The 26,088-nt window shown below is 33.8% G+C and carries 24 protein-coding genes; all 24 read left to right on the top strand.

Annotated features, from left to right (window positions below; genetic code table 11):
• Positions 1-6: 6 nt before the first annotated feature.
• The 24 genes from veg (at position 7) to lysS (ending at position 25,583) form a co-directional block, all read left to right on the top strand.
• Complete coding sequence (gene veg, locus HMPREF2586_RS00890) at positions 7-270, top strand: biofilm formation stimulator Veg (protein ID WP_019467722.1); 264 nt, start codon at positions 7-9, stop codon at positions 268-270.
• Between the two features lie 348 nt (positions 271-618).
• Positions 619-1,467, top strand: coding sequence for a 4-(cytidine 5'-diphospho)-2-C-methyl-D-erythritol kinase (ispE, locus tag HMPREF2586_RS00885; RefSeq protein WP_046206560.1), 849 nt, complete (start codon positions 619-621; stop codon positions 1,465-1,467).
• Between the two features lie 18 nt (positions 1,468-1,485).
• The gene (gene purR / locus HMPREF2586_RS00880) at positions 1,486-2,310 is read left to right on the top strand and encodes a pur operon repressor (RefSeq protein ID WP_046206559.1); all 825 of its coding nucleotides are present in this window, start codon (positions 1,486-1,488) and stop codon (positions 2,308-2,310) included.
• A 17-nt stretch (positions 2,311-2,327) separates the two neighbouring features.
• Complete coding sequence (locus HMPREF2586_RS00875) at positions 2,328-2,702, top strand: RidA family protein (protein WP_070657424.1); 375 nt, start codon at positions 2,328-2,330, stop codon at positions 2,700-2,702.
• Positions 2,703-2,772: 70 nt separating this feature from the next.
• Complete coding sequence (spoVG, locus tag HMPREF2586_RS00870; RefSeq protein ID WP_019467718.1) at positions 2,773-3,081, top strand: septation regulator SpoVG; 309 nt, start codon at positions 2,773-2,775, stop codon at positions 3,079-3,081.
• 483 nt (positions 3,082-3,564) lie between these two features.
• Entirely contained in the window at positions 3,565-4,920 is a 1,356-nt protein-coding gene (gene glmU, locus HMPREF2586_RS00865; protein WP_070657426.1) for a bifunctional UDP-N-acetylglucosamine diphosphorylase/glucosamine-1-phosphate N-acetyltransferase GlmU, read from the top strand.
• A gap of 142 nt (positions 4,921-5,062) precedes the next feature.
• Positions 5,063-6,028 (top strand): ribose-phosphate diphosphokinase, encoded by a 966-nt coding sequence (locus HMPREF2586_RS00860; RefSeq protein WP_046206556.1) that lies wholly within the window; start codon positions 5,063-5,065, stop codon positions 6,026-6,028.
• A 141-nt stretch (positions 6,029-6,169) separates the two neighbouring features.
• Entirely contained in the window at positions 6,170-6,829 is a 660-nt protein-coding gene (locus HMPREF2586_RS00855; protein ID WP_070657428.1) for a 50S ribosomal protein L25/general stress protein Ctc, read from the top strand.
• 191 nt (positions 6,830-7,020) lie between these two features.
• Positions 7,021-7,593, top strand: a complete 573-nt coding sequence (pth, locus tag HMPREF2586_RS00850) for an aminoacyl-tRNA hydrolase (RefSeq protein ID WP_046206554.1) — start codon at positions 7,021-7,023, stop codon at positions 7,591-7,593.
• The gene (gene mfd, locus HMPREF2586_RS00845) at positions 7,590-11,102 is read left to right on the top strand and encodes a transcription-repair coupling factor (RefSeq protein WP_070812588.1); all 3,513 of its coding nucleotides are present in this window, start codon (positions 7,590-7,592) and stop codon (positions 11,100-11,102) included. The genes pth and mfd overlap by 4 nt, the downstream gene beginning before the upstream one ends.
• Positions 11,092-12,630, top strand: coding sequence for a polysaccharide biosynthesis protein (locus HMPREF2586_RS00840; protein ID WP_070812587.1), 1,539 nt, complete (start codon positions 11,092-11,094; stop codon positions 12,628-12,630). Before mfd ends, HMPREF2586_RS00840 begins: the two co-directional genes overlap by 11 nt.
• Positions 12,630-13,817, top strand: a complete 1,188-nt coding sequence (locus tag HMPREF2586_RS00835) for a MazG nucleotide pyrophosphohydrolase domain-containing protein (protein ID WP_070657435.1) — start codon at positions 12,630-12,632, stop codon at positions 13,815-13,817. Before HMPREF2586_RS00840 ends, HMPREF2586_RS00835 begins: the two co-directional genes overlap by 1 nt.
• Before the next feature lie 2 nt (positions 13,818-13,819).
• Entirely contained in the window at positions 13,820-14,083 is a 264-nt protein-coding gene (locus HMPREF2586_RS00830; RefSeq protein ID WP_046206575.1) for an RNA-binding S4 domain-containing protein, read from the top strand.
• A gap of 20 nt (positions 14,084-14,103) precedes the next feature.
• Positions 14,104-14,505 (top strand): FtsB family cell division protein, encoded by a 402-nt coding sequence (locus HMPREF2586_RS00825; protein ID WP_070657437.1) that lies wholly within the window; start codon positions 14,104-14,106, stop codon positions 14,503-14,505.
• Between the two features lie 100 nt (positions 14,506-14,605).
• Positions 14,606-15,004 (top strand): S1 domain-containing RNA-binding protein, encoded by a 399-nt coding sequence (locus HMPREF2586_RS00820; RefSeq protein WP_046206549.1) that lies wholly within the window; start codon positions 14,606-14,608, stop codon positions 15,002-15,004.
• 196 nt (positions 15,005-15,200) lie between these two features.
• Positions 15,201-16,493: a tRNA lysidine(34) synthetase TilS gene (tilS, locus tag HMPREF2586_RS00815; protein ID WP_070657439.1), complete on the top strand. Its 1,293-nt coding sequence runs from the start codon at positions 15,201-15,203 to the stop codon at positions 16,491-16,493.
• 4 nt (positions 16,494-16,497) lie between these two features.
• The gene (gene hpt, locus HMPREF2586_RS00810) at positions 16,498-17,037 is read left to right on the top strand and encodes a hypoxanthine phosphoribosyltransferase (RefSeq protein WP_046206548.1); all 540 of its coding nucleotides are present in this window, start codon (positions 16,498-16,500) and stop codon (positions 17,035-17,037) included.
• Positions 17,038-17,321: 284 nt separating this feature from the next.
• Positions 17,322-19,436, top strand: coding sequence for an ATP-dependent zinc metalloprotease FtsH (gene ftsH, locus HMPREF2586_RS00805; RefSeq protein ID WP_070657442.1), 2,115 nt, complete (start codon positions 17,322-17,324; stop codon positions 19,434-19,436).
• A 213-nt stretch (positions 19,437-19,649) separates the two neighbouring features.
• Positions 19,650-20,528, top strand: a complete 879-nt coding sequence (gene hslO / locus HMPREF2586_RS00800; protein ID WP_070657444.1) for an Hsp33 family molecular chaperone HslO — start codon at positions 19,650-19,652, stop codon at positions 20,526-20,528.
• A gap of 157 nt (positions 20,529-20,685) precedes the next feature.
• Positions 20,686-21,618, top strand: a complete 933-nt coding sequence (cysK, locus tag HMPREF2586_RS00795) for a cysteine synthase A (protein ID WP_046206545.1) — start codon at positions 20,686-20,688, stop codon at positions 21,616-21,618.
• 337 nt (positions 21,619-21,955) lie between these two features.
• A complete protein-coding gene (gene folP, locus HMPREF2586_RS00790) occupies positions 21,956-22,759 on the top strand; it encodes a dihydropteroate synthase (protein ID WP_070657446.1) in 804 nt (267 codons plus the stop codon).
• The gene (gene folB, locus HMPREF2586_RS00785; protein WP_046206543.1) at positions 22,737-23,102 is read left to right on the top strand and encodes a dihydroneopterin aldolase; all 366 of its coding nucleotides are present in this window, start codon (positions 22,737-22,739) and stop codon (positions 23,100-23,102) included. The genes folP and folB overlap by 23 nt, the downstream gene beginning before the upstream one ends.
• On the top strand, positions 23,102-23,581 hold the full coding sequence (folK, locus tag HMPREF2586_RS00780) for a 2-amino-4-hydroxy-6-hydroxymethyldihydropteridine diphosphokinase (protein ID WP_070657448.1): 480 nt from the start codon (positions 23,102-23,104) through the stop codon (positions 23,579-23,581). The genes folB and folK overlap by 1 nt, the downstream gene beginning before the upstream one ends.
• 514 nt (positions 23,582-24,095) lie before the next feature.
• A complete protein-coding gene (gene lysS, locus HMPREF2586_RS00775) occupies positions 24,096-25,583 on the top strand; it encodes a lysine--tRNA ligase (RefSeq protein WP_070657450.1) in 1,488 nt (495 codons plus the stop codon).
• Positions 25,584-26,088 lie beyond the last annotated feature (505 nt).

Raw genomic sequence — 26,088 nt, 5'->3', positions numbered from 1 at the left:
AGCAATATGCCAAAATCTATTGGAGACATCAAAAATTCACTTGATTGTCAATTAGGAAACCGTATTGTACTGAAAGCGAATGGTGGTCGTAAAAAAACAATTGAGCGTAGCGGTGTTTTAAAAGAAACGTACCCATCCGTTTTTATTGTTGAACTAGACCAAGATATTCATAATTTTGAGCGTGTATCATATACATACACTGACGTTTTAACAGAAAACGTACAAGTTTCTTTTGAAGATGATAATCATCAAGAAGCAATTGCACACTAAATAGCAGTAATATAAATTGAAATTTTGGTTAAAGCAACCATATTTTTATTTAAGACATTAATAATGAGATTGATTAGTAAAAGGTATGTTGGTGAATAATCATCAATATACCTTTTTCTTTTTGAAATAATATAAAGCGCATCAGAATTAAGGAGATATAGTTTTGTTACGTCAAAATATTAATGTAAAATAAGGAATTAACCGCTTATTTTATATGTCAGATTAATTTAAGTCATAAGTAAGGTAAATTGGATAAATAACTTATAAATTTTAAAAAAAGAATAACGCAAGTATAACAATATGTTAAAATCATTTTATTACCATATCGAATTGAAAGAGGGTGGGAATATGATTTATGAGACTGCGCCAGCAAAAATAAATTTAACGTTGGACACACTCTTCAAACGAGATGATGGTTTTCATGAAGTTGAAATGATTATGACAACGATTGATCTTAATGATCGTTTATCTTTTGAACTGCGAAAAGATAAAAAAATAGTTGTAGACGTAGAGCAAAGTTATGTTCCCTCCGATAATAAAAATTTGGCTTACAAAGCAGCAGCGTTAATGAAAGAAACTTATAATTTACAGCAAGGTGTGACGATTACGATAGATAAAGATATCCCAGTTTCAGCTGGCCTTGCAGGTGGATCGACAGACGCCGCTGCAACATTGAGAGGAATGAATCGACTATATAAGTTAAATAGACCTTTAGAAGAACTATGTGAGTTAGGAATACAAATAGGCACTGATATTCCTTTTTGTATATATGGGAAAACTGCTTTTTGTAGAGGAAAAGGTGAGTTAATTGGGTTTATGAACAAACCACCGTCGGCATGGGTTATTGTTGCCAAGCCAGATATAGGCATTTCCTCCCCAGATATTTTTAAAAAGCTAGATTTAACTCAAGAACATGAGGTTTATACTGAAACTTGTAAAGAAGCATTGGATACAGGGAATTATGAATTATTATGTAATAGTCTTTCAAACAGATTGGAACCTATCTCTGGAGAAATGTATTCAGAAATCTATAAAATTAAAGAAAATATGCTTGAAAATGGAGCAGATGGTGCTGTAATGAGTGGGAGTGGTCCAACCGTATATGGATTAACGCAAAAAGAACGACAAGCTAGGCATGTATATAATGCAGTCAATGGTTGTTGTAATGAAGTCTATATTGCAAGATTATTAGGTTAGTGAGAAGGGATGAAGAAAATGCGCTATAAAAGAAGTGAACGTATTGTTTTTATGACACAATACTTGATGAATAACCCCAATAAATTAATACCTTTAACGTTTTTTGTACAAAAATTTAAGCAAGCAAAATCATCCATCAGTGAAGATGTACAAATTATTAAGTCTACTTTTCAAAAAGAAAAGTTGGGCACAGTAATAACGACCGCTGGAGCTAGTGGTGGCGTTACATATAAGCCACAGATGAGTAAAGCAGAAGCAAGTGAAGTCGTAGATGAAGTTATCGAACTTCTGCAAGAAAAAGATAGACTGTTACCAGGTGGTTATTTATTCTTATCAGATTTAATGGGGAACCCAACTTTATTGAATAAGGTGGGGAAATTAATTGCAACGCTTTATATGGATCAAGAGTTAGATGCGGTTGTAACTATTGCTACAAAAGGTATCTCATTAGCCAATGCAGTAGCTAATGTATTGAATTTACCAGTGGTAGTGATAAGGAAAGATAATAAAGTAACCGAAGGCTCTACGGTTTCGATAAATTATGTATCAGGTTCTACTAGAAAGATAGAAACGATGGTATTATCTAAGCGTACATTACCAGAAAACTCTAATGTCCTCGTTGTGGATGATTTTATGCGTGCAGGTGGTTCTATTAACGGTGTAATGAATTTAATGAATGAGTTTAAAGCACATGTTAAAGGGGTATCCGTATTAGTAGAATCAAAAGAAGTTAAGCAAAGATTAATTGAAGATTATACTTCCTTAGTTAGATTGTCTGATGTAGATGAATACAATCAGGAATTTAAAGTGGAAAATGGCAACAGTTTAACTAAATTTACTTAAAGGAGCGGATCAACATCATGAAAGTAGTCAACACATCAAAAGCACCGGAAGCATTGGGGCCATACTCACATGCAACGGTCATTAACGGACTTGTGTTTACATCAGGACAAATCCCATTAAATTTAGATGGTGAAATTGTTAGTGATGATGTGAAAGCACAAACGAAACAAGTATTAGAAAATGTAAAAGTTGTATTAGATGAAGCTGGATCGGATATAGATTCAGTAATCAAAGCAACAATATTCATTGATGATATGAATGAATTTCAAAATATAAATGAAGTTTATGGTGAATATTTTGCGAAACATCAACCGGCAAGAAGTTGTGTCGAAGTCGCAAGATTACCTAAAGATGTAAAAGTTGAAATTGAAGTAATCGCAGAAGTGAAGTAATTTAAGGGATTTATAATTTTTGATGAAATTGTTAAGCTTCTAACAAAGAGATACTAGGGGGGCTCACTACATGAAAGTGACAGATGTAAGACTTAGAAAAATACAAACAGATGGAAGAATGAAAGCTTTAGTTTCAATAACTCTAGATGAATCATTTGTGGTACATGATTTAAGAGTGATTGAAGGCAACTCAGGTCTATTCGTCGCAATGCCAAGTAAAAGAACACCAGATGGTGAATTTCGTGATATCGCGCATCCAATTAATTCAGAAATGAGACAAGAAATTCAAGATGCGGTTATGAAAGTTTATGACGAAACGGATGAAGTTATCCCTGATAAAAATGCTCAATCATCAGAAGAAACAAATGATGAAGCTTAATATAAAAGATGAATCAAATTAAAAAGGGCTTGGGACATAGATCTCAATCTTAATATAAAAAAGACCAATTCGTATGCTAACGGATTGGTCTTTTTGTGTCTTACTCAAAAATAAGAATATAAAGAATTGAAATAAATTATTATAATGAAAAGGTGACAAAAATATATTTTTTTGTTTTCAAATAAATCAAAAACTATTCTAAATAATTACAAGTTATTTTAATAATTGAAAAACTGACATTTAAATTAGTAACGGTGTGACATCTAAAATATATAATTTTTCACAAAGTATGAAATCAGTTTGTGAAAAACATTTTGTGATGATTTGTGTCAGTCAAAGATGACAATTATGAATATGTGAAGTTGATAGAAAATAACTTGAATTGTTTCCATTGTATAACATTAGGGTTTTGAGCCTTGAAAGTGGTACTAGCGTTAAATTATAATAATATAGAAGTGTATAATTTAATGGAGGGTTACACACATGCAAAGACATGCAATAGTACTTGCAGCTGGAAAAGGTACACGTATGAAATCTAAGAAATACAAAGTACTACATGAGGTTGCGGGCAAATCAATGATTGAACATGTCGTTGATAACGTTAAACAATCTGGAGTAGAAAATCTTGTGACCATTGTTGGCCACGGTGCAGAAAGCGTGAAAGAAACGTTAGGAGATACATCATTATATAGTTTCCAAGACGAACAACTCGGTACTGCACATGCTGTTGAAATGGCAAGTGAGCACTTGAAAGACGAACAAGGTACAACATTAGTGGTTTGTGGTGATACGCCATTAATAACTGGAGAGACACTTAAATCATTATTAGAACATCATGAGCGCAATCAAGCTGATGCAACAGTTTTATCAGCGACGACGAGTAATCCATATGGTTATGGTCGTATTGTGAGAGATGGCAATGATCATTTAGTTAAGATTGTAGAGCAGAAAGATGCAACAGCAGATGAACAACAAATCAATGAAATTAGCTCAGGTATTTTTGCATTTGATAATAAATTACTTTTTGAAAAATTGAAATTGGTAAAAAATGATAATGTCCAAGCTGAATATTATTTACCTGACGTTTTATCTCTTATTTTACAAGCACAAGGAACGGTTGAAATATATCGTACAGATAATTTTGAAGAAATAATGGGTGTCAACGATCGTCTAATGTTAAGTGAGGCAGAGGCAGCTTATAGAAAACGTATCAATGACTTCCATATGAGAAACGGTGTAACACTTATCGATCCTGCTACTACATATATAGGTGCAGATGTAAAAATCGCCATGGATGTTACAATTGAAGCAAATGTGAAATTAGCTGGTAGTTGTGAAATTGGCGAAGATACCATTGTTGGCCAAAACACAGAAATTCTTAATAGTAAAATAGGTTCAAACGTTACAATTAAGCAATCGGTGATTAACGAATCAGTTGTAAGTGACAATACTACAATTGGACCGTTTGCTCAATTACGTCCTGGGGCAGACTTAGGTGAAAATGTTAAAGTTGGAAACTTTGTAGAAGTTAAGAAATCAGTCGTGAAAACAGGTGCTAAATTACCGCATTTAAGTTATATTGGTGATGCAGAAATTGGTGAACGTACGAATGTAGGTTGTGGTTCTATCACAGTAAACTATGATGGTAAGCATAAATCAAAAACAATCATCGGCAATGATTCATTTATAGGTTGTAACACCAACTTAGTAGCACCAGTTACTTTAGGTGATAGATCATTTATAGCTGCAGGTTCTACCATTACTGATAACGTGCCACATGATAGTTTAGCATTAGCAAGAGCGAGACAAACAACTAAAGAAGGTTATTTGAAAAAATAGACACGATTAGATTATGATTCTAATCACATAAATATAATGTAGATCTAAGTAAGACCTCAATCGACATTTTGTAGATTAATGAAATAAATATAACTTTGTCTATGAACGAAACTAATTGAATGAATTAATTGGAGGACTATAAATGTTAAACAATGAGTATAAGAATTCTGCTTTGAAAATATTCTCTTTAAAAGGTAATGAGCCCTTAGCCCAAGAAGTAGCAGATAATGTTGGAATCGAGCTAGGAAAATGTTCTGTAAAACGTTTTAGCGATGGAGAAATTCAAATTAATATTGAAGAAAGTATTCGTGGTTGTGACGTATTTATTATTCAACCTACTTCTAATCCAGTAAACTTACATTTAATGGAATTATTAATTATGATTGATGCTTGCAAACGTGCTTCAGCAGCCAATATTAATATCGTAGTGCCATACTATGGGTACGCACGTCAAGATAGAAAAGCGCGCAGCCGTGAACCAATCACAGCAAAATTAGTTGCAAACTTAATCGAAACTGCTGGCGCAGATCGCATGATTGCCTTAGATTTGCATGCACCACAAATCCAAGGGTTCTTCAATATGCCAATAGATCACTTGATGGGTGTTCCGATTTTAGCAGAATACTTCCAAAATGATACAGACATTGACCCAGAGGAATGTGTTGTAGTTTCTCCAGACCACGGTGGTGTAACGAGAGCACGCAAACTTGCAGATATTCTTAAAACACCAATTGCAATCATAGATAAACGACGTCCTAAACCTAATGTGGCTGAAGTAATGAATATTGTTGGTGAAATTGAAGGTCGCACAGCGATAATTATCGACGATATCATCGATACAGCCGGTACGATTACATTAGCAGCTCAAGCGCTCAAAGATAAAGGAGCAAAAGATGTTTATGCATGTTGTACACACCCTGTCTTATCAGGCCCAGCTAAAGAACGTATTGAAAATTCAGCGATTAAAGAGCTAGTCGTTACAAATTCAATTCAATTAGATGAAAATCGTAAACCAGCCAATACTAAAGAACTGTCAGTTGCAGGTTTATTAGCACAAGCTATTGTGCGCGTATATGAAAGAGAATCTGTTAGTGTACTATTTGACTAATTAATGCAATAGTTGTATAATTATTCCGTTCGTGATTTCAATTCACGATTAAATAAACACTTGCAAGCAACATTATGTTGATGGGCAAGTGAGGGGTTCTTATTATGATAATAAGAACAAAAAATGAAAGGTGGAAATAATATGGCTTCATTAAAGTCAATTATTCGTCAAGGTAAACAAACACGTTCAGACCTTAAAACACTAAGAAAAATTGGTAAAGTACCTGCAATCGTCTATGGTTATGGTACAAAAAATACTTCAGTAAAAGTTGATGAAGTAGAATTTATCAAAGTGATTCGTGAAGTTGGACGTAACGGTGTTATCGAATTAGGCGTAGGTTCTAAAACAATTAAAGTAATGGTTTCAGACTATCAATTCGATCCACTTAAAAACCAAATTACTCACATTGACTTCTTAGCGATCAATATGAGTGAAGAACGTACAGTTGAAGTACCAGTTCAACTTACTGGTGAAGCAGTAGGAGCTAAAGAAGGTGGCGTTGTTGAACAACCATTATTCGACCTTGAAGTAACTGCAACACCGGATAATATCCCTGAATCTATCGAAATTGACATCAGCGAATTAGATGTTAACGATAGCTATTCAGTGGCAGACATTAAAGTTTCAGGTGATTTCACAATTGAAAATGACCCTGAAGAGTCTGTAGTAACAGTAGTTCCTCCAACTGAAGAACCTACTGAAGAAGAAATCGAAGCTATGGAAGGCGAATCAGAAACTGAAGAGCCTGAAGTTGTTGGTGAAGATAAAGAAGACGAAGAAGAAGAAAAAGAAGAAGAGTAATTTCTTCGATACCTTTTTCAAACACGCGATTTCAATAAGAAAAATGATTTTAAAAAGCACCATGCTTAATTCGTTAAGCTGGTGTTTTTTTATGTTAATATAGTGAATGATATGAAAATATAAAAAGAAACTATAGAGTGTTGCGAAATAATAAATGTTTCTGAGTGAATACAACAATTGGAGGTAACATAATGAAATGTATTGTAGGTTTAGGCAATATCGGCAAACGCTTTGAGCTGACAAAACATAATATTGGTTTTGAAGTTATTGACTATATGTTAGAACAGAATCAATTTAAATTAGATAAACAAAAGTATAAAGGTGCCTATACAATCGAACATTTGGCTGGTGAGAAAGTGATGTTTATAGAACCAATGACGATGATGAACTTGTCTGGGGATGCTGTAGGTCCACTGATGAAGTATTATGATATTGATATAGACGATTTACTTGTACTATATGATGATTTGGATTTACCTCAAGGGGAAATTCGATTACGACAAAAAGGCAGTGCCGGCGGTCATAATGGTATGAAATCGATTATTCAAGCCTTAGGTACAGACGAATTTAAACGTATTCGTATTGGTGTTGATCGTCCGTCCAACGGCATGTCGATTGTTGATTATGTATTGCAAAAATTTTCAAAACAAGAAATGGAAACAATGAATAACGTAATAGAACATTCAGCACGTGCAGTAGAAGCTTATATTGAAAGTTCTCGTTTTGACCGTGTGATGAATGAGTTTAATGGTGAGGTCAAGTGAAATCAATAATTACAGAATACATTAAAGAAGATAAACGCTATCAAGAGTTGAATGAAGTATTTGGTGAAGCCAACGTATTGGTTACTGGGTTATCTAGTTCGGCAAAGGCAACAATTATAGCTGAAAAATTTATTCATAGTTCAAAGCAACTCCTTGTAGTAACGAACAACTTGTATCAAGCTGACAAACTAGAGAGCGACTTACAACAATATGTTGATACTGACGATATATACAAGTATCCAATGCAAGATATTATGACAGAAGAATTTTCCACACAAAGCCCCCAATTCATGAGTGAACGTGTACGTACTTTGACGGCACTTGCTCAAGAAAAGAGAGGGTTATTTATCGTACCGTTAAATGGTTTTAAAAAATGGTTAACACCCGTTGAAATGTGGAAGGAGCATCAACTCACACTTACTATTGGTGACGACATTGATATTGATGAATTTTTAAACAAACTTGTAAACATGGGATATCGTAGAGAGAGTGTAGTATCGCATATTGGTGAATTCTCATTGCGTGGTGGGATTATTGACATATATCCTTTAATAGGCATGCCTGTAAGAATTGAACTATTTGATACAGAAGTAGATTCAATCCGAAACTTTGATGTTGAAACCCAACGTTCAGAAGAAAATTTAGACCAAGTAGATATTACGACGGCTAGTGATTATATTATTACAGATGATGTATTGAAGCATACTAAACTAAAATTAAAAGAAGCATATGAGTATACACGTCCCAAAATAGATAAATCTGTACGTAATGACTTGAAAGAAACATATGAAAGTTTTCAACTTTTTGAATCTTCTTTATTTGATCATCAAGTATTACGCAGACTCGCTGCTTTTATGTATGAAGCACCTGCAACAATTATTGATTACTTCAAGTCTGATGCGATTGTAGCAGTGGATGAATATAATAGAATTAAAGAAACTGAAACAACACTGATTTCTGAAGCTGAAGAATTTATGCAAAGTTTAATTGAAAGCGGTAAAGGATTTATCGGACAGAATTTCTTACAATATGACGGATTTGAGTCACTATTAAATCGATATCCAGTTACGTATTTTACTTTATTTACGGCAACGATGCCGGTAGAACTCAATGAAATCATTAAATTTTCATGTAAGCCGGTACAACAATTTTATGGTCAATATGATATCATGCGTTCTGAATTTCAACGATTTATTCAAAATGACTATACGATTGTCGTATTAGCAGAAACTGAAGCGAAAAAAGAGCGTATTCAATCAATGTTAAATGAAATGCATATACCAACATTTATAGATACACCAAGCACACAAAGTGATGGTGGTAGTGCGATTATCACTGAAGGCAGTTTGTCAGAAGGTTTTGAATTGCCATATATGCATCTCGTTGTTGTAACAGAACGTGAACTATTTAAATCTAAACAAAAGAAAAAGGTAAAGCAACATAAGAAATTAACAAATGCAGAAAAAATCAAATCCTATCAAGATTTGAAAGTTGGAGATTTTGTTGTTCATGTTCACCATGGTGTAGGGAAATATTTAGGTGTCGAAACGCTTGAAGTTGGAGGCGTACACAAAGATTATATAAAATTACAATACAAAGGTACTGATCAATTATTTGTACCCGTAGATCAAATGGATCAAGTACAAAAGTATGTTGCTTCCGAAGATAAATCACCTAGATTAAATAAACTTGGTGGCACAGAATGGAAGAAAACGAAAGCCAAAGTTCAACAAAATGTTGAAGATATGGCCGATGAATTAATAGAATTATATAAAGAAAGAGAAATGTCAGTTGGTTATAAATATGGTCCAGACACCCCACAACAAAATGATTTTGAAATTGATTTCCCTTATGAGTTAACGCCAGACCAAGGCAAATCCATTGAAGAGATTAAACAAGATATGGAAGTAGAACGTCCAATGGACAGGTTATTATGTGGTGATGTAGGTTACGGAAAAACAGAAGTAGCGGTACGAGCGGCATTTAAAGCTGTAATGGAAGGTAAGCAGGTAGCTTTTCTCGTGCCTACCACAATCTTAGCGCAACAACACTATGAAACTTTGATTGAACGTATGCAAGATTTTCCAATAGAAATTCAACTTATTAGCCGGTTTAGAACGACTAAAGAAGTGAAAGAAGTGAAAGAAGGACTAAAATCAGGCTATGTTGATATCGTTGTGGGTACACATAAATTATTAGGCAAGGATATTCATTACAAAGATTTGGGTCTACTCATTGTAGATGAGGAACAACGTTTTGGTGTAAGACACAAAGAAAAGATTAAATCACTTAAGACAAATGTTGATGTTTTAACATTAACTGCAACACCTATTCCGAGAACGCTACATATGAGTATGTTAGGCGTGCGTGATTTATCTGTCATAGAAACACCACCAGAAAATCGTTTTCCTGTGCAAACCTATGTATTAGAGCAAAATATGAATTTTATTAAAGAAGCGTTAGAAAGAGAATTATCACGTGAGGGCCAAGTTTTCTACTTGTACAATAAAGTACAATCGATTTATGAAAAAAGAGAGCAGCTACAAATGTTAATGCCGGAAGCGAATATAGGTGTGGCCCACGGTCAGATGAATGAACGTGATTTGGAAGAAACGATGTTAAGCTTTATCAATCATGAATTTGATATTCTTGTAACGACTACGATTATTGAAACTGGCGTAGACGTTCCCAATGCTAATACTTTAATTATCGAAGATGCTGATAAGTTTGGACTGAGTCAATTATATCAATTACGAGGACGCGTGGGACGTTCAAGTCGTATAGGTTATGCTTATTTCTTACATCCATCTAACAAAGTATTATCAGAGACTGCAGAAGAAAGATTGCAAGCAATTAAAGAATTTACTGAATTAGGTTCTGGATTTAAGATTGCAATGCGAGATTTAAATATTCGAGGTGCAGGTAACCTTTTAGGCAAACAGCAACATGGATTTATTGATTCCGTAGGTTTCGATTTATACTCACAAATGTTAGAAGAAGCGGTAAATGAAAAACGAGGCATTAAAGAAGAACAGCATGATGCGCCTGAAGTTGAGATTGAACTAAATATTGATGCTTATTTACCAGCTGAATATATTCCAAATGAACAGGCTAAGATAGAAATTTATAAAAAATTACGTAAAATTGAGACGGAATCACAATTGATGGATGTTAAAGATGAACTCATTGACCGTTTTAATGACTATCCTGTTGAGGTTGAAAGATTGCTTGAAATGATGGAAATTAAAGTGCATGCATTGAATGCAGGTGTAACACTTATTAAAGATGTAGGTAAAAAAATAGAAATTTATTTATCCGAAAAAGGTACTACTGACATCAATGGCGAAGCACTCTTTAAACAAACACAACCACTTGGACGCGCAATGAAAGTTGGTGTTCAAGAAGGTAAAATGAAAGTGACGCTAAATAAAGATAAAGTATGGTTGGACAGTTTGAAATTCTTAGTGAAATGTTTAGAGGAAAGTATGGTTATACCAGATGAACGTTAAATCTGATACAAAAAGTGTTTTTAATGGTGTTGTTGTACTAACAATAGCGCTTATTATCGTTAAAATACTCAGTGCATTATACCGTGTCCCCTATCAAAATTTACTGGGCGATGGCGGATTATATGCCTATCAACAAGTGTACCCCATAGTAGCTTTAGGCGTTATTTTATCGATGAATGCTATTCCTAGTGCGGTCACTCAAACTTTCAACGCAAACGGGAACCCCAATCAATATACGCGCGTGTTATTAAGGTTACAATTTGCTGGTGTTATCTTTTTCTTACTTTTATTTATGTGTGCACACTGGGTTGCCTTTCTTATGGGAGATGTCAATTTAGCACCTATGTTAAGGGCGGCAAGTGTTAGCTTTTTATTTGTTGGCATACTTGGTGTTTATAGGGGCTATTATCAAGCGCATCATGAGATGAATATACCCGCTATTTCCCAGGTTATAGAACAATTTATTCGTGTCGCCATTATCATGATTGCTATTGTGATGTTTACGAGTCAATCATGGAGTATATACCGTGCAGGTACATTGGCGATTGTTGGTTCAGGTATTGGCTTTTTCGCATCTAGTTTGTTTCTGATGCAGCGGAAACCTTTTAAGTTATCTAAAGCACATGCCAATGTGGAAGTGGCTTGGAAAAAGTTAACGTTAGGTATCGTTGTGTTCGCGGTAAGCCAATTAATTGTTATTGTATGGCAAGTCGTGGATAGCTTTACAGTAATACATGCGCTTCAAATGACTGGTTTAGATTTTGATGAAGCAACTATTTTTAAAGGTATTTATGATCGAGGTGCGTCTTTTATACAGATGGGATTAATTGTAACGACAACGTTCTGTTTTGTACTTATCCCATTACTAACAGATGCATTAAAAACAAAACAACACATACTGGTAAATCGTTATGCTAACGCATCTATAAAGATTACAGTTTTATTTAGTGTTGCAGCAGCAATAGGTTTAATCAATTTGCTACCTGTAATGAATAGCGTATTCTTTAAAAACGATAGTTTGAACGGTACGTTATCCGTTTATATGCTTACCGTCATATGCGTTTCTCTTATAATGATGGATATCGCCTTATTACAAGTGAAAAATCACGTTAAAATTATTTTGTGTGCATTTGGTATTGGGGTAGTGGCCAAAGCGATATTGAATATGGTTTTAATACCGCAATTTTCAATTTTCGGTGCCAGTGTAAGTACTGTGATTTCACTGTTCATCTTTGTGTGGATTTTACAGTATCAAGTCTTAAAGATGTATCATTTTCAAACAATGAAAAAGTTCATTGTTAAGTTAGTAATTACAATGATGCTGTTATCAATTACAGTACAAATAGTTATGTTTCTTATTCCGGGAGAAGGTAGAATGCAAGGCTTAGTCGAATTAGCTGTAGCAGCAACTATCGGCGTTATTGTAGTGATTTTTTCTATCGTACGCATGCATTTATTAAGTTTTAGAGAACTTAAACACCTGCCTTTTGGAGATAAACTATTCCATATGAAAAGAGGGAAACATTAATGACAAATAAAATAACAATTGTTGGATTAGGGAATTATGGTATAGAAGATTTACCCTTAGGAATTTATAAATTTTTAAAAAAACAAACACTCGTTTACACACGTACCTTTGACCATCCAGTTATCCAAGATTTAACTTCGGAAGGTATCGACATGGAAAGTTTTGATCAAGAATATAAACGCCATGACGCTTTTCAAAATGTATATGAAGCTATTGTGACAAAGTTGATTGATGCTGCAAGAGACAATGATATTGTATATACTGTACCAGGGCATCCACGTGTAGCTGAAACGACAACTGTGTATTTAGAGCAGTATGCTCAACAACATTCTGATATTGAAATTGAAATATTGGGCGGCAAGAGCTTTATAGACGATATTTTTGAAGCGGTAAAAGTTGACCCTAATGATGGTTTTACGATGTTAGATGCAACAGATCTTCAAAAAGAAAAGTTGAATATGCGTACGCACACACTTATCACACAAGTCTATAGTGCAATGGTCGCAGGTGATTTAAAAGTGACATTGATGGAAAGCTATAGTGATGACCAACTTGTTTATATCGTAGATGGTGCGAGCAATAATCACGCCAATGTAATCAAAACACCGTTATATGAAATAGATCATTACGATGATGTTTTTAACAATATAACAAGTGTATTTATTCCAAAAGTGGAAACCGAAGAAGCATACTTTGGTGATTTTGACTATGCAGTTGGTATCATAAATCATCTTGTAGACGATGAAAAAGGTTGCCCATGGGATAAGGTTCAAACACATCATACGTTAAAACGCTATTTACTGGAAGAGACATTCGAATTGTTTGAAGCTATAGATAACGAAGACGATTGGCATATGATAGAAGAACTAGGAGACATCCTGTTACAAGTATTATTACACGCAAGTATTGGCAAAAAAGAAGGTTACATGGATATAAACGAAGTGATACAAAGCCTTTCAGAAAAAATGATACGCAGACATCCACATGTTTTTGGTGACACAAAAGCAGAAACTGAAGAAGATTTGAAAAATATTTGGTCCGATGCTAAGTCTAAAGAAGGTAAAGAACAGCGAGTGAAATTTGAGAAAGTATTTGCAGACCACTTCTTAGCATTGTATGATAAAACAAAAAATAAGTCGTTAGATGAAAATGCTTTAAAACGAATTTTAGAGCAAGGAGGAAAATAATGATGAGATTAGACAAATATCTCAAAGTGTCAAGATTAGTAAAACGTCGCACTTTAGCTAAAGAGATCAGTGATCAAGGACGTATTACTGTAAACGGTGTAGTTGCTAAAGCAGGTACCGATGTAAAAGAATCGGATGAGCTTGTTATCCGATTTGGTCAAAAAGTTGTAACAATCAAAGTTACGGGATTGAGTGAACATGCAACAAAAGAAAATGCAAAGGGCATGTATGAACTCATTAAAGAAGAAAAAGTAAGTGAAATATAGGAACGGGAGGTGACAAGCAAATGAATAAAAAAGTTGAAAATATAGGCAATACGTATACTTCAGCAGAAAACAAAAAAAAGCAACACAAACAAATGAGGAAGCGTGTTGTTCGTAAACGTATCACTTTATTCGGTGGTCTTTTACTACTGATTATTATCATTTTATCCATCATGCTTGTCACTCAAAAACAAAGTAACAATGACGATGCAGTCGAGCGCCAACAAAAAGAACAAAAGTATCAAAAGCAACAAGATGAAGAATTAGCACTAAAAGAACAATTAAATAATCTAAATGATAAAGATTATATTGAAAAAGTTGCACGTGATGATTACTATCTAAGTAATGATGGGGAAGTTATTTTCAAATTGCCCGGAGATAATAAATCTGACACCAAATCTAAGGCGCAAAATGATGATAAATAAGTGAATTTAATTTTTTGCATCATTATACCATTGTTAATTTATGCAAACAGGCATATAATAGGGTTAAAATCGAAACGAATCGGGAGGATTTATTTATAATATGTCAATCGAAGTAGGAAACAAGCTTAAAGGTAAAGTCACTGGAATCAAAAAGTTTGGCGCTTTCGTCGAACTTCCAGAAGGAAAGAGTGGCTTAGTTCACATAAGTGAAGTTGCAGATAACTACGTTGAAAACGTAGAAGATCACTTATCTGTTGGTGATGAAGTTGAAGTTAAAGTACTATCAATTGCTGATGATGGAAAAATTAGTTTATCAATCAAAAAAGCAAAAGATCGTCCGCGTAGACCTCAAAACAAACCAAATCATAAACAAACTCAACCTAAAGGTGAGGACTTTGAAAAGAAATTAACAAACTTCTTAAAAGATAGTGAAGATAAATTGACTTCTATTAAGCGTCAAACGGAATCTAGACGTGGTGGAAAAGGCGCTAGACGCTAAAATATATAAAATAAGACTGTTCCCAAGAGAACTTAAATTAATTGCTCAAATACAACATTTAATATCATTTTAACGACGTGTGACTTTGACAATAAATGACTGTTTTCTTACTTAAGGAAACAGTCTATTTTTTGTTGTTCACAGACATTACAAGGTGCATGTAAAAAAATTCGTATTGTGACATAGGAGGTAAGCTATGATAGAAGTTAATGCTGATGGTTGGAATAAAGAACAACACATTGTGTTAGCCGTTTCAACCGGGATTGATAGCATGGTATTATTACACAACTTAATTCATCCATTATCCCAATCGTATAGAAAATTAACTTGCTTACATGTGAATCATAATATTCGTGATATTGCACAAGAAGAAGAAACATTTATAAGAAAATATTGTGAGTTTTATCAGATTCCGTTGTTCGTGCATCATTTAGATTTATCAGAAGTTATTGAACAGGGGAATAGCATTGAAAATATTGCGAGAAATGAACGATATCAGTGGTTTGATACTATGATGGTGGAGTTGGATGCAGACGTTTTATTAACCGCTCACCATCAAGACGATCAAATTGAAACTATCTTTTATCGATTGATGACTGGTCGTTCAACTAGAAGTAGTTTAGGTATGTCATATCTGACTTCACGAAGTGCCTATATGTTGTGTAAACCATTGTTAGAAACAACAAAAGCAGACATTCGAAACTATCAGCAAAGTTATGAAGTACCTTATTATGAAGACGAGACCAATGCTGAAAATCTTTATGTTAGAAATGATATTCGTAATCGTATTTTACCTGCCATTGACGACAACCGACATTTATCGACAAAACAGCTACTAAAATTGAAAGATTGGCATGATATACAACTGCAAGAATTACATGACCATGCGTTACATTTTATAGAAACGCATGTTCACGAAAATGCTGATAAAGATGAAATAGTCATTCCAAGGGTTGCATTTTCAAATTTGAACCATAATATTAAAATTATAATATTAGATAAAATATTTTCAAAATTACAGATAACAGCACCAATGACTGAAAAAATGTATGAATCTTGGTTTCAGCAACTCGAAAGCAAAGTTACTCAATGCACAATATATACAACGGATAAATGGAATATTTATATCGCTTATGATAAATTTATAATAATGGCAAATTATGATAAATTTCTTATGCCAACTAAAATTTTGCAGCCAGGTTTATATCATTATGGTCATTATAGAATTAGTGTAACAGATGATTTTCCGGAAGATGATTATCCGTTAGTTATTAGAACTAGAAATAATGGTGATAAATTCAAACTAAATGGGATAAAAGGACACAAAAAAGTAAGTCGATTACTGATTGATCATAAAGTGATACAAACTGAACGTAACCAATTACCAATTTTAGTTAATGCAGATGAAGCAATTATTGCTGTAGGTACGTTATATTTAAATAATGAATATAAAGATACTATTTTCATACGAAATACGGGAGAGGAATGAAATTATGCGAGATGATTTAAAGGAAATATTAATAGATGAAGAAGAAATAGAACAAATTTGTAAAGACTTGGGTGCAAAGATTACTGAAGCATATGCAGGTAAACCACTTGTTTGTATAGGAATTTTGAAAGGTTCAGTAATGTTTATGACAGACCTTATTAAACATATTGGAACGCATTTAGCTATCGATTTCATGGATGTTTCTAGTTATCATGGCGGTACTGAATCAACAGGAGAAGTGCAAATACTTAAAGATTTAAGCGCTTCAATAGAAGGAAAAGACATCTTGATTATTGAAGATATTTTAGAAACTGGGACAACATTAAAATCAATAACTGAATTATTGGAATCAAGAAAAGTCAATTCACTAGAAATTGTGACATTGTTAGACAAACCGAATCGCCGTAAAGCAGATATCGAAGCAAAATATGTAGGTAAAAAAATTCCAGATGAATTCGTAGTTGGCTACGGATTAGACTATGCTGAAAATTATAGAAATTTACCATATATTGGAACGCTTAAACCAGAAATTTATTCAAAGTAAGCAGTACAATTTAATCGTATGAAATATTGTTATATACTGTAAAACGTAATCATATTAAATGAGTCGATATACATAATATATTGATAAAATACGCGAACATATACGTAAATCATTTAAGGGATTAATCATAAAGTATATGTAAAATGTTTGTATATCAAAAATATAAAAGTATAAAAACAACAAGAACTGTAACGTACATACAAAAGTAGAATTACTAGCCCAAAACTTGTGTATTGTGTTACAATTTTTGTTAGTTTTATTATTGAAGTAGGAGGAAACGACGCATGCAGAAAGCCTTTCGTAACGTGCTAGTTATCGCAATCATTGGCGTTATTATATTTGGCTTGTTTTCGTGGCTAAATGGTAACGGAAATATGCCAAAACAGCTTACATATAACCAATTTGTTAAGCAATTAGATAAAGGTGAATTAAAATCCTTAGAAATTCAACCAGAACAAAATGTATATATGGTAAGCGGTAAAACTAAAAAAGATGAAGATTATTCTTCAACTATTTTATATAATAATGATAAAGAGCTTGAAAAAATAACAGATAAAGCACAAAGTCAAGATGGATTGAAATTTACAGTTAAAGAAGAAGAAAAGCAAAGCGTATTTGTAAGTATTTTAACGACGTTAATACCAGTTTTAATCATAGCCTTATTATTTATTTTCTTCCTTAGTCAAGCACAAGGAGGCGGCGGTGGCGGCGGTCGTATGATGAATTTTGGTAAATCCAAAGCGAAAATGTACGACAGTCAGAAAAAACGTGTACGCTTCTCAGACGTAGCTGGCGCAGATGAAGAAAAACAAGAATTAATAGAAATTGTTGACTTCTTAAAAGATAATAAACAATTTAAGCAAATGGGTTCTAGAATACCTAAAGGTGTTTTACTTGTAGGACCTCCAGGTACAGGTAAAACGTTATTAGCTCGTGCAGTAGCTGGTGAAGCTGGTACACCATTCTTCTCAATCAGTGGTTCAGACTTCGTTGAGATGTTTGTAGGTGTCGGTGCAAGCCGTGTACGTGACTTATTTGAAAATGCTAAGAAAAATGCACCTTGTATTATCTTTATTGACGAAATCGATGCAGTTGGTCGTCAACGTGGTGCAGGTGTTGGTGGCGGTCACGATGAACGTGAACAAACGCTAAACCAATTACTAGTTGAAATGGATGGTTTCGGTGAAAACGAAGGTATCATTATGATTGCTGCTACAAACCGTCCTGATATTTTAGACCCAGCATTATTACGTCCTGGTCGTTTTGATAGACAAATTCAAGTTGGACGTCCAGATGTAAAAGGGCGTGAAGCAATTCTGCACGTTCATGCTCGAAATAAACCACTTGATGAAACAGTAGACTTAAAAGCAGTTTCTCAAAGAACACCTGGTTTCTCTGGTGCAGATTTAGAAAACTTGCTGAACGAAGCATCATTAGTTGCAGTACGTGAAGGCAAGAAGAAAATAGATATGCGTGATATTGAAGAAGCGACTGACCGTGTGATTGCAGGTCCTGCTAAAAAATCACGTGTCATTTCTGAAAAAGAACGTAATATTGTTGCACACCATGAAGCCGGTCATACTATTATTGGTATGGTGCTTGATGAAGCAGAGGTTGTCCATAAGGTTACTATCGTACCACGTGGTCAAGCCGGTGGTTATGCAATGATGTTACCAAAACAAGATCGCTTCTTAATGACTGAACCAGAATTACTTGATAAGATTTGTGGCTTGTTAGGTGGTCGAGTTTCTGAAGATATTAATTTCAACGAAGTATCAACAGGTGCTTCAAATGACTTTGAACGTGCAACACAAATCGCACGTCAAATGGTTACTGAATATGGTATGAGTAAGAAACTTGGTACTGTTCAATTCTCAAGTAGCAGCAATGGACAAGTATTCTTAGGTAAAGACATGCAAGGCGAACCAGAATATTCTGGTCAAATTGCGTATGAAATTGATAAAGAAGTTCAACGTATTATTAAAGAACAATACGAACGTTGTAAAGACATTCTTTTAGAACATAAATCACAATTACTTTTAATTGCTGAATCTTTATTAAAAGAAGAGACATTAGTTGCTGAACAAATTCGTTCATTATTCTATGATGGCGTATTGCCAGAAGTTGATTACGATGCAGCAGAAGTTGTAAGTGATCAAGAAAGTGAATTTAAAGAAGGTAAATATGGTAAATCATATGAAGATGTACGAAAAGAACAACTAGAAGTTGGTAAAAAACAACAAGAAGAAGACCAACAAGAGGAAAAAGATATCGATAAAGAAAGCAAAGAAAGTGAACATGGCAATGACGACTCAGAAGAGACAGGTCATGAACAAGCACCAAATATCGATAAACCTAGCAACCCAAGTGATCCTAATGATCCAAGCAATAGAAATTAATAACTGAACAAAAAGCTTCTTTCTGCTATCATATTGATGTGGAAAGAAGCTTTTTTATTATTCATCAATCAATAAAATCACAAACAGATATGTAGCAATTTTTTGATTGAACACGTACAATAAATTGCATTGATAAAAAGTATTATAAAATTCTATATAGAAGTTAGAAAACAATTTAAACACTTACAATGAATAAAAGGAGAAATTAAAGAAATGACAAATGATTACATTGTTAAAGCATTGGCTTATGAAGGACAGATAAGAGCATATAGTGCATTAACTACAGAAAGTGTTCAAGAAGCACAAACAAGACATTATACTTGGCCGACAGCATCCGCAGCACTTGGCAGAACAATGACTGCAACGTTGATGATGGGTGCAATGTTAAAAGGCGATCAAAAACTGACAGTTACAGTTGATGGACAAGGGCCAATCGGAAAAATTATAGCTGATGCAGATGCCAGCGGTCATGTCAGAGGATACGTGACGCATCCACAAACGCACTTCCCTCTAAATAACGTAGGAAAATTAGATGTTAGTAGAGCTGTTGGAACAAATGGTGCATTAACTGTAGTAAAAGACGTTGGAATGAAAGATTATTTCTCTGGTTCAAGTGAACTAGTCTCTGGTGAATTAGGCGATGATTTTACTTACTACTTTGCAAAAAGTGAACAAGTACCCTCATCTGTAGGGTTAGGCGTACTAGTGAATCCTGATAACTCTATAAAAGCTGCAGGTGGTTTTATCATACAAGTGATGCCAGGTGCAGAAGAAAAAACAATCAATAAATTAGAAACAGCAATCAACAACATGACACCCGTTTCGAAATTAATTGATCAAGGTTTAACTCCAGAAGAAATATTATATGAAATACTTGGTGAAGATGAAGTTCAAATTTTAGAACAAATGCCTGCAAGTTTTGAATGTAATTGCGGTCACGAAAAGTTTTTAAATGCAATTAAAGGACTAGGCCAAGCTGAAATCGAAAGTATGATTAATGAAGATCATGGTGCAGAAGCAGAATGCCACTTCTGTAGAAATAAATATCAATATACAGAAAATGAATTACAGGAATTATTAGAAAAGATGTAAAAAATCCTTTAAAATGAAGTTTAAGTCACTATAAAGTATAAAAATATTGTAATTTTTAATCTTCTTAGTTGTATTCAAATCAAAATCTGATAAAATATAAAGTATATCCGATAGAAAAAGTAGGTTTTAAACTTTTTAATGAAAAGGAGCAATACTTATGACAAACAAACCAGTAAATAATGTCGTTGAAGTGATTGGCAATACGCCAGTAGTTAAGTTGAACAATGTGGTGGATGAAAATGCTGCAGATGTTTATGTGAAATTAGAATATCAAAATCCAGGTGGTTCTGTTAAAGACCGTATCGCGTTAGCAATGATTGAAGCGGCAGAGAAAGAAGGAAAAATCAAACCAGGAGATACAATTGTAGAACCTACGAGTGGTAATACAGGTATTGGTTTAGCTTTTGTATGTGCTGCGAAAGGTTATAAAGCAGTATTCACAATGCCAGAAACAATGAGTCAAGAACGTCGTAATTTATTAAAAGCTTATGGCGCAGAAGTTGTTTTAACACCAGGATCAGAAGCGATGAAAGGTGCAATTAAAAAAGCCAAAGAATTAAAAGAAGAATTTGGTTATTATGAACCACAACAATTTGAAAACCCGGCTAATCCACGTGTGCATGAATTGACAACTGGTCCAGAACTCGTTGAACAATTTGAAGGTAAAACCATTGATTCATTCTTAGCTGGTGTTGGCACTGGTGGTACATTAACTGGTGCAGGTAAAGTATTGAAAGAGAAATACCCTGACATTAATCTTGTAGCTATTGAACCTGAAGATTCTCCAGTATTAAGTGGTGGAGAACCAGGACCACATAAACTTCAAGGTTTAGGTGCAGGATTTGTACCAGATACTTTAGATACGAATATCTATGATGAAGTTATAAAAGTTGGTAATGAAACAGCGATGGATATGTCTCGTAAGGTTGCTAAAGAAGAAGGTATATTAGGTGGGATTTCTTCAGGTGCAGCAATTTATGCAGCTATAGAAAAAGCCAAATCTTTAGGTAAAGGTAAAACAGTAGTTACTGTATTACCAAGTAATGGTGAACGTTACCTTTCAACACCTCTATATTCATTTGAAGATTAAAAATATATTTATAAAACCGATTATGTGTAAGTGATCAGTTTCAAATGTCGACAAGGTTTCTGACTTTGTCGACATTTTTTTATGACTTCTGTGAATGCTTTGTTTGTAGAGTTTTTAAAGACAACTAAAGCAATTGAAAAAGTACAATACGAAATGATTAAAATGTCTGAATACCAGCTATTAATTACAAAATGTGGAAATGGGTGAAATAAACGAGTTTACATTTTCCGACGATATGAACGTTGGTTACTGAAAAATTTATAAATTAGCGTTATTATAGAATAGTGATTACTAAGCTAACGATGAGTCATTTCATAGTGAAAGGAAGAAAGTAACGATGGCACATACAAAAATTATGGGCATATTAAACGTAACACCTGATTCATTTTCTGATGGCGGTAAATATAATTCAGTAGAAAAGGCTGTCAAAAGAGCGCAAGAAATGATTGAAGAGGGTGTAGATATGATTGACGTAGGTGGTATATCAACACGTCCTGGTTATGAGGAAATAAGTGTTACTGAAGAATTACAGCGCGTGGTCCCTGTTGTAAAAGCACTTAGCCAATTAGATGTTCAATTGTCTATTGATACATATAGAAGTGAAGTAGCAGAAGCAGCAATGAAATTAGGCGCTACAATGATTAATGATCAGTGGGCTGGATTATATGATGAAAAAATCTTTGACGTTGTATCTAAATATGAAGGTGAGATTATATTGATGCACAATGGTGATGGTCATCGATCAATGCCTGTTGTGGATGAAATGCTTGTGCATTTATTGAAACAAGCTAATAAAGCAGAAATGGCAGGTATCCCACAAGAAAAAGTTTGGATAGATCCTGGCATTGGTTTTGCAAAAACAAGAGATGAAGAAAAAGAAGTAATGGCACGCTTGGATGAATTAGTAGCTACAGATTATCCTGTGCTACTAGCGACAAGTAGAAAAAGATTTATTAAAGAAATGATAGATCGAGACACGCAAGCAATTGAAAGAGATGAAGCAACTGCAGCTACTACTGCATACGGTATAATGAAAGGCGTTAAAGGTGTGAGGGTTCATAACGTTGCGCTCAATGTCCGTTTGGCTCAAAGCATGGATTATTTAAAGGAGAATGAGGATGAAAGACACAATATTTCTTAACGGTATGAAGTTTTATGGCTATCACGGTGCATTACCAGCCGAAAATGAAATTGGTCAAATATTCATCGTTGATTTGACTATGAAAGTCGATTTAAGCCTTGCAGGTGAAACAGATCAAGTAACTGATACAGTTCACTATGGTGAAGTTTATGCAGATGTGAAATCAATCATGGAAAGTGAACCAGTGAATTTATTAGAGCATCTAGCTGAACGTATTGCAAAACGTATAAATTCACACTATAATCGTGTAATGGAAACGCAAGTTAGAATCACTAAAGAAAATCCCCCTATACCAGGTCATTATGAAGGTGTAGGTGTAGAAATAGTGAGGGAGAATTTATAATGTCATATGCGTACTTAGGTTTGGGAAGTAACGTTGGAGATAGAAAAGCACAGCTCGATCAATCAATTCGTATTTTAAATGAAACAGAAGGTATCAATGTAACACAAACATCACCAATTTATGAAACTGAACCTGTTGGATATGTTGAGCAACCGCAATTTTTAAATCAATGTATTGAAATAGAAACATCACTGACACCTCATGATTTATTAAAGGTATGTTTAGGAACAGAACAACAGTTGCATAGAGTGAGAGATATAAGATGGGGTCCTAGAACATTAGATGTTGATATTTTATTATTTGAGGAACAAATCATAGATGAAGATGATTTGATCATACCGCATCCACGTATGTTAGAGCGTTCTTTTGTGCTCATACCATTAAATGATATTGCACCAGATTTTACTGAACCTCATACAAATAAAAAAATTAGAGATTTAGTAATGTTAGATAATTCAGTGAAACGATATAAAGGGTAAGGAAACAAATGTGTGTAAATTTCATGATGAAGCGGAATAGCAAAGCGCTATACTTGAATGCGTATACTTTCAGTTTTATTATATAAAAACTGTAAAATTCATGTTGTTTCTTCAATCATATTGACAGGATAGTAACTTACCAAATAATAAATGAGTAACAATACCTTTCGTATTATCGTTAACTCTAATAAAATATTTAAGTAGATGTAAAAGAGGGAATACAATAGCATTATTTTATCTACAATTGATTAATAATACTGATATAACATTTTAAAGTTTAAATTACTTTATTACATTCATGACCTCTAGTAAAATTAAAAGTTGAAAAATTGGTACTAAGCACATAAGCAAATACCATCTTTGTATTTAAAAGATGGGGTGGTCATGGTAAAGTTAGAAATGATTGGAACAAATCAAAATACGGTAATCATCAATGATAGATATTCCTCGAATTCTAACAAAAAGGTTAATGCTAAAATTAAAATTGGATAAGAAGTATAAAGGAGAGAAAGTTATGTCAGAAGAAATGAACGACCAAATGCAGGTGCGTCGTCAAAAAATGCAAGAACTATACGATTTAGGTATCGATCCATTCGGCGGAAAATTTGTACGAACTTCAATGGCTACACCATTGCATGATGATTGGGATCAATTCTCCAAAGAAGAATTACAAGAAAAAGAAGAAGAAAGTCATGTTAGCATTGCAGGACGTCTAATGACGAAACGTGGTAAAGGAAAAGCAGGTTTTGCACACGTACAAGATTTATCAGGCCAAATTCAAATTTATGTGAGAAAAGACCAAGTTGGAGAAGAACAATTTGAACTATGGAAATCAGCAGACCTAGGAGATATCGTAGGTATTGAAGGCGTTATGTTTAAAACAAATACAGGTGAATTGTCGGTCAAAGCAAAATCATTCACGCTCCTAACAAAAGCATTACGACCATTACCAGATAAATTTCATGGTTTACAAGATATTGAACAACGCTATCGTCAACGTTATTTAGATTTAATAACAAACCAAGATAGTACGCAAACTTTTATTAATAGAAGTAAAATCTTACAAGAAATGCGTAATTACCTAAACAATCAAGGATTCTTAGAAGTAGAAACTCCAATGATGCACCAAATTGCTGGTGGAGCTGCAGCGAGACCGTTTGTAACACATCACAATGCTTTGGATGCTACATTATATATGAGAATAGCAATAGAATTACACTTGAAACGATTAATTGTTGGTGGCTTAGAAAAAGTATATGAAATTGGTCGCGTGTTTAGAAATGAAGGCGTATCTACACGTCATAATCCAGAGTTCACAATGATCGAACTCTACGAAGCATATGCAAACTATCACGATATTATGGACTTAACAGAAGATATGATTAGACATATATCTAATAAAGTACTTGGTACTGCAAAAATTAATTATGGTGAAGAAGTTATTGACTTAGAATCAAACTGGAAACGAGTTCATATGGCAGATGCTGTCAAAGAAGCTACAGGCGTTGATTTCTTTAATGTTCAAAATGATGAAGAGGCAAAAACACTGGCTAAAGCGCATGGTGTTGAAATTACTGAAAATATGAAATACGGTCATATTTTAAACGAATTCTTTGAACAAAAAGTTGAAGAAACATTAATACAACCTACTTTTGTATATGGACACCCAATTGAAATATCACCATTAGCAAAGAAAAATCCAGAAGACCCTAGATTTACGGATCGTTTTGAATTATTTATTGTAGGCAGAGAACATGGTAATGCATTTACAGAATTAAATGATCCGATAGATCAAAGAGAAAGATTTGAAGCACAATTAGTTGAAAAAGAGCAAGGCAATGACGAAGCGCATGAAATGGATGAAGATTTCATTGAAGCATTAGAATATGGTATGCCTCCAACAGGTGGTCTAGGTATAGGTATTGATAGACTTGTCATGCTACTTACTGATTCAGCTTCAATTAGAGACGTATTACTTTTCCCATATATGAGACAAAAGTAATATAGCTCAACTTAATAATAAAGGATTAAATATTGTGGCTTACAAATAAAAGCTGGGATGTTTAATCCTTTTTATTTACAAATATAAACTATGCAAGAAACAAGGAAATACAAAAGGCTTAGAATTAAAATAGAAAATAATAAAAGTAATAAGATACAATTATGCATATTTATGCTATTTAAATATAAAAATATACTAAAAAAGGTATGGTAAACCTCGATTTCTTATGGTAAGATAATTCAAGTCGAGTTAAGTAAACGCAAATACATACGAAATAAATTTATGTTTAAATAAAAGTTACGAAAAACTATTGACTTCAGCAAAAAAACATAGTATTATATAAAAGTCGTCGAAAACGAGCATTTACATATTAAATACTAAGTAAAGAACTTGTGAAATTCTTTAAGATAGTGTAAAATTAACTATTGTAATTGAATAACAAACAATGTATCATACATTGAGTAAGTTATTTTGTCTGGTGACTATAGCAAGGAGGTCACACCTG

This window comes from Staphylococcus sp. HMSC034G07 (assembly GCF_001835975.1).
GTDB classification, from domain to species: domain Bacteria; phylum Bacillota; class Bacilli; order Staphylococcales; family Staphylococcaceae; genus Staphylococcus; species Staphylococcus ureilyticus.
This window is presented reverse-complemented; position numbering and strand designations above follow the sequence as displayed.

Excerpts from the sequence above, each read along its gene's own strand:
- hpt (WP_046206548.1), top strand. The coding sequence starts at position 16,498 with ATGCGAGATGATTTAAAGGAAATATTAATAGATGAAGAAGAAATAGAA.
- HMPREF2586_RS00840 (WP_070812587.1), top strand. The coding sequence starts at position 11,092 with ATGAACGTTAAATCTGATACAAAAAGTGTTTTTAATGGTGTTGTTGTA.
- cysK (WP_046206545.1), top strand. The coding sequence starts at position 20,686 with ATGACAAACAAACCAGTAAATAATGTCGTTGAAGTGATTGGCAATACG.
- folB (WP_046206543.1), top strand. The coding sequence starts at position 22,737 with ATGAAAGACACAATATTTCTTAACGGTATGAAGTTTTATGGCTATCAC.
- HMPREF2586_RS00820 (WP_046206549.1), top strand. The coding sequence starts at position 14,606 with ATGTCAATCGAAGTAGGAAACAAGCTTAAAGGTAAAGTCACTGGAATC.
- pth (WP_046206554.1), top strand. The coding sequence starts at position 7,021 with ATGAAATGTATTGTAGGTTTAGGCAATATCGGCAAACGCTTTGAGCTG.
- folK (WP_070657448.1), top strand. The coding sequence starts at position 23,102 with ATGTCATATGCGTACTTAGGTTTGGGAAGTAACGTTGGAGATAGAAAA.
- spoVG (WP_019467718.1), top strand. The coding sequence starts at position 2,773 with ATGAAAGTGACAGATGTAAGACTTAGAAAAATACAAACAGATGGAAGA.
- HMPREF2586_RS00835 (WP_070657435.1), top strand. The coding sequence starts at position 12,630 with ATGACAAATAAAATAACAATTGTTGGATTAGGGAATTATGGTATAGAA.
- hslO (WP_070657444.1), top strand. The coding sequence starts at position 19,650 with ATGACAAATGATTACATTGTTAAAGCATTGGCTTATGAAGGACAGATA.
- veg (WP_019467722.1), top strand. The coding sequence starts at position 7 with ATGCCAAAATCTATTGGAGACATCAAAAATTCACTTGATTGTCAATTA.
- folP (WP_070657446.1), top strand. The coding sequence starts at position 21,956 with ATGGCACATACAAAAATTATGGGCATATTAAACGTAACACCTGATTCA.
- lysS (WP_070657450.1), top strand. The coding sequence starts at position 24,096 with ATGTCAGAAGAAATGAACGACCAAATGCAGGTGCGTCGTCAAAAAATG.
- purR (WP_046206559.1), top strand. The coding sequence starts at position 1,486 with ATGCGCTATAAAAGAAGTGAACGTATTGTTTTTATGACACAATACTTG.
- glmU (WP_070657426.1), top strand. The coding sequence starts at position 3,565 with ATGCAAAGACATGCAATAGTACTTGCAGCTGGAAAAGGTACACGTATG.
- ftsH (WP_070657442.1), top strand. The coding sequence starts at position 17,322 with ATGCAGAAAGCCTTTCGTAACGTGCTAGTTATCGCAATCATTGGCGTT.
- HMPREF2586_RS00875 (WP_070657424.1), top strand. The coding sequence starts at position 2,328 with ATGAAAGTAGTCAACACATCAAAAGCACCGGAAGCATTGGGGCCATAC.
- HMPREF2586_RS00825 (WP_070657437.1), top strand. The coding sequence starts at position 14,104 with ATGAATAAAAAAGTTGAAAATATAGGCAATACGTATACTTCAGCAGAA.
- HMPREF2586_RS00830 (WP_046206575.1), top strand. The coding sequence starts at position 13,820 with ATGAGATTAGACAAATATCTCAAAGTGTCAAGATTAGTAAAACGTCGC.
- tilS (WP_070657439.1), top strand. The coding sequence starts at position 15,201 with ATGATAGAAGTTAATGCTGATGGTTGGAATAAAGAACAACACATTGTG.
- HMPREF2586_RS00855 (WP_070657428.1), top strand. The coding sequence starts at position 6,170 with ATGGCTTCATTAAAGTCAATTATTCGTCAAGGTAAACAAACACGTTCA.
- ispE (WP_046206560.1), top strand. The coding sequence starts at position 619 with ATGATTTATGAGACTGCGCCAGCAAAAATAAATTTAACGTTGGACACA.
- HMPREF2586_RS00860 (WP_046206556.1), top strand. The coding sequence starts at position 5,063 with ATGTTAAACAATGAGTATAAGAATTCTGCTTTGAAAATATTCTCTTTA.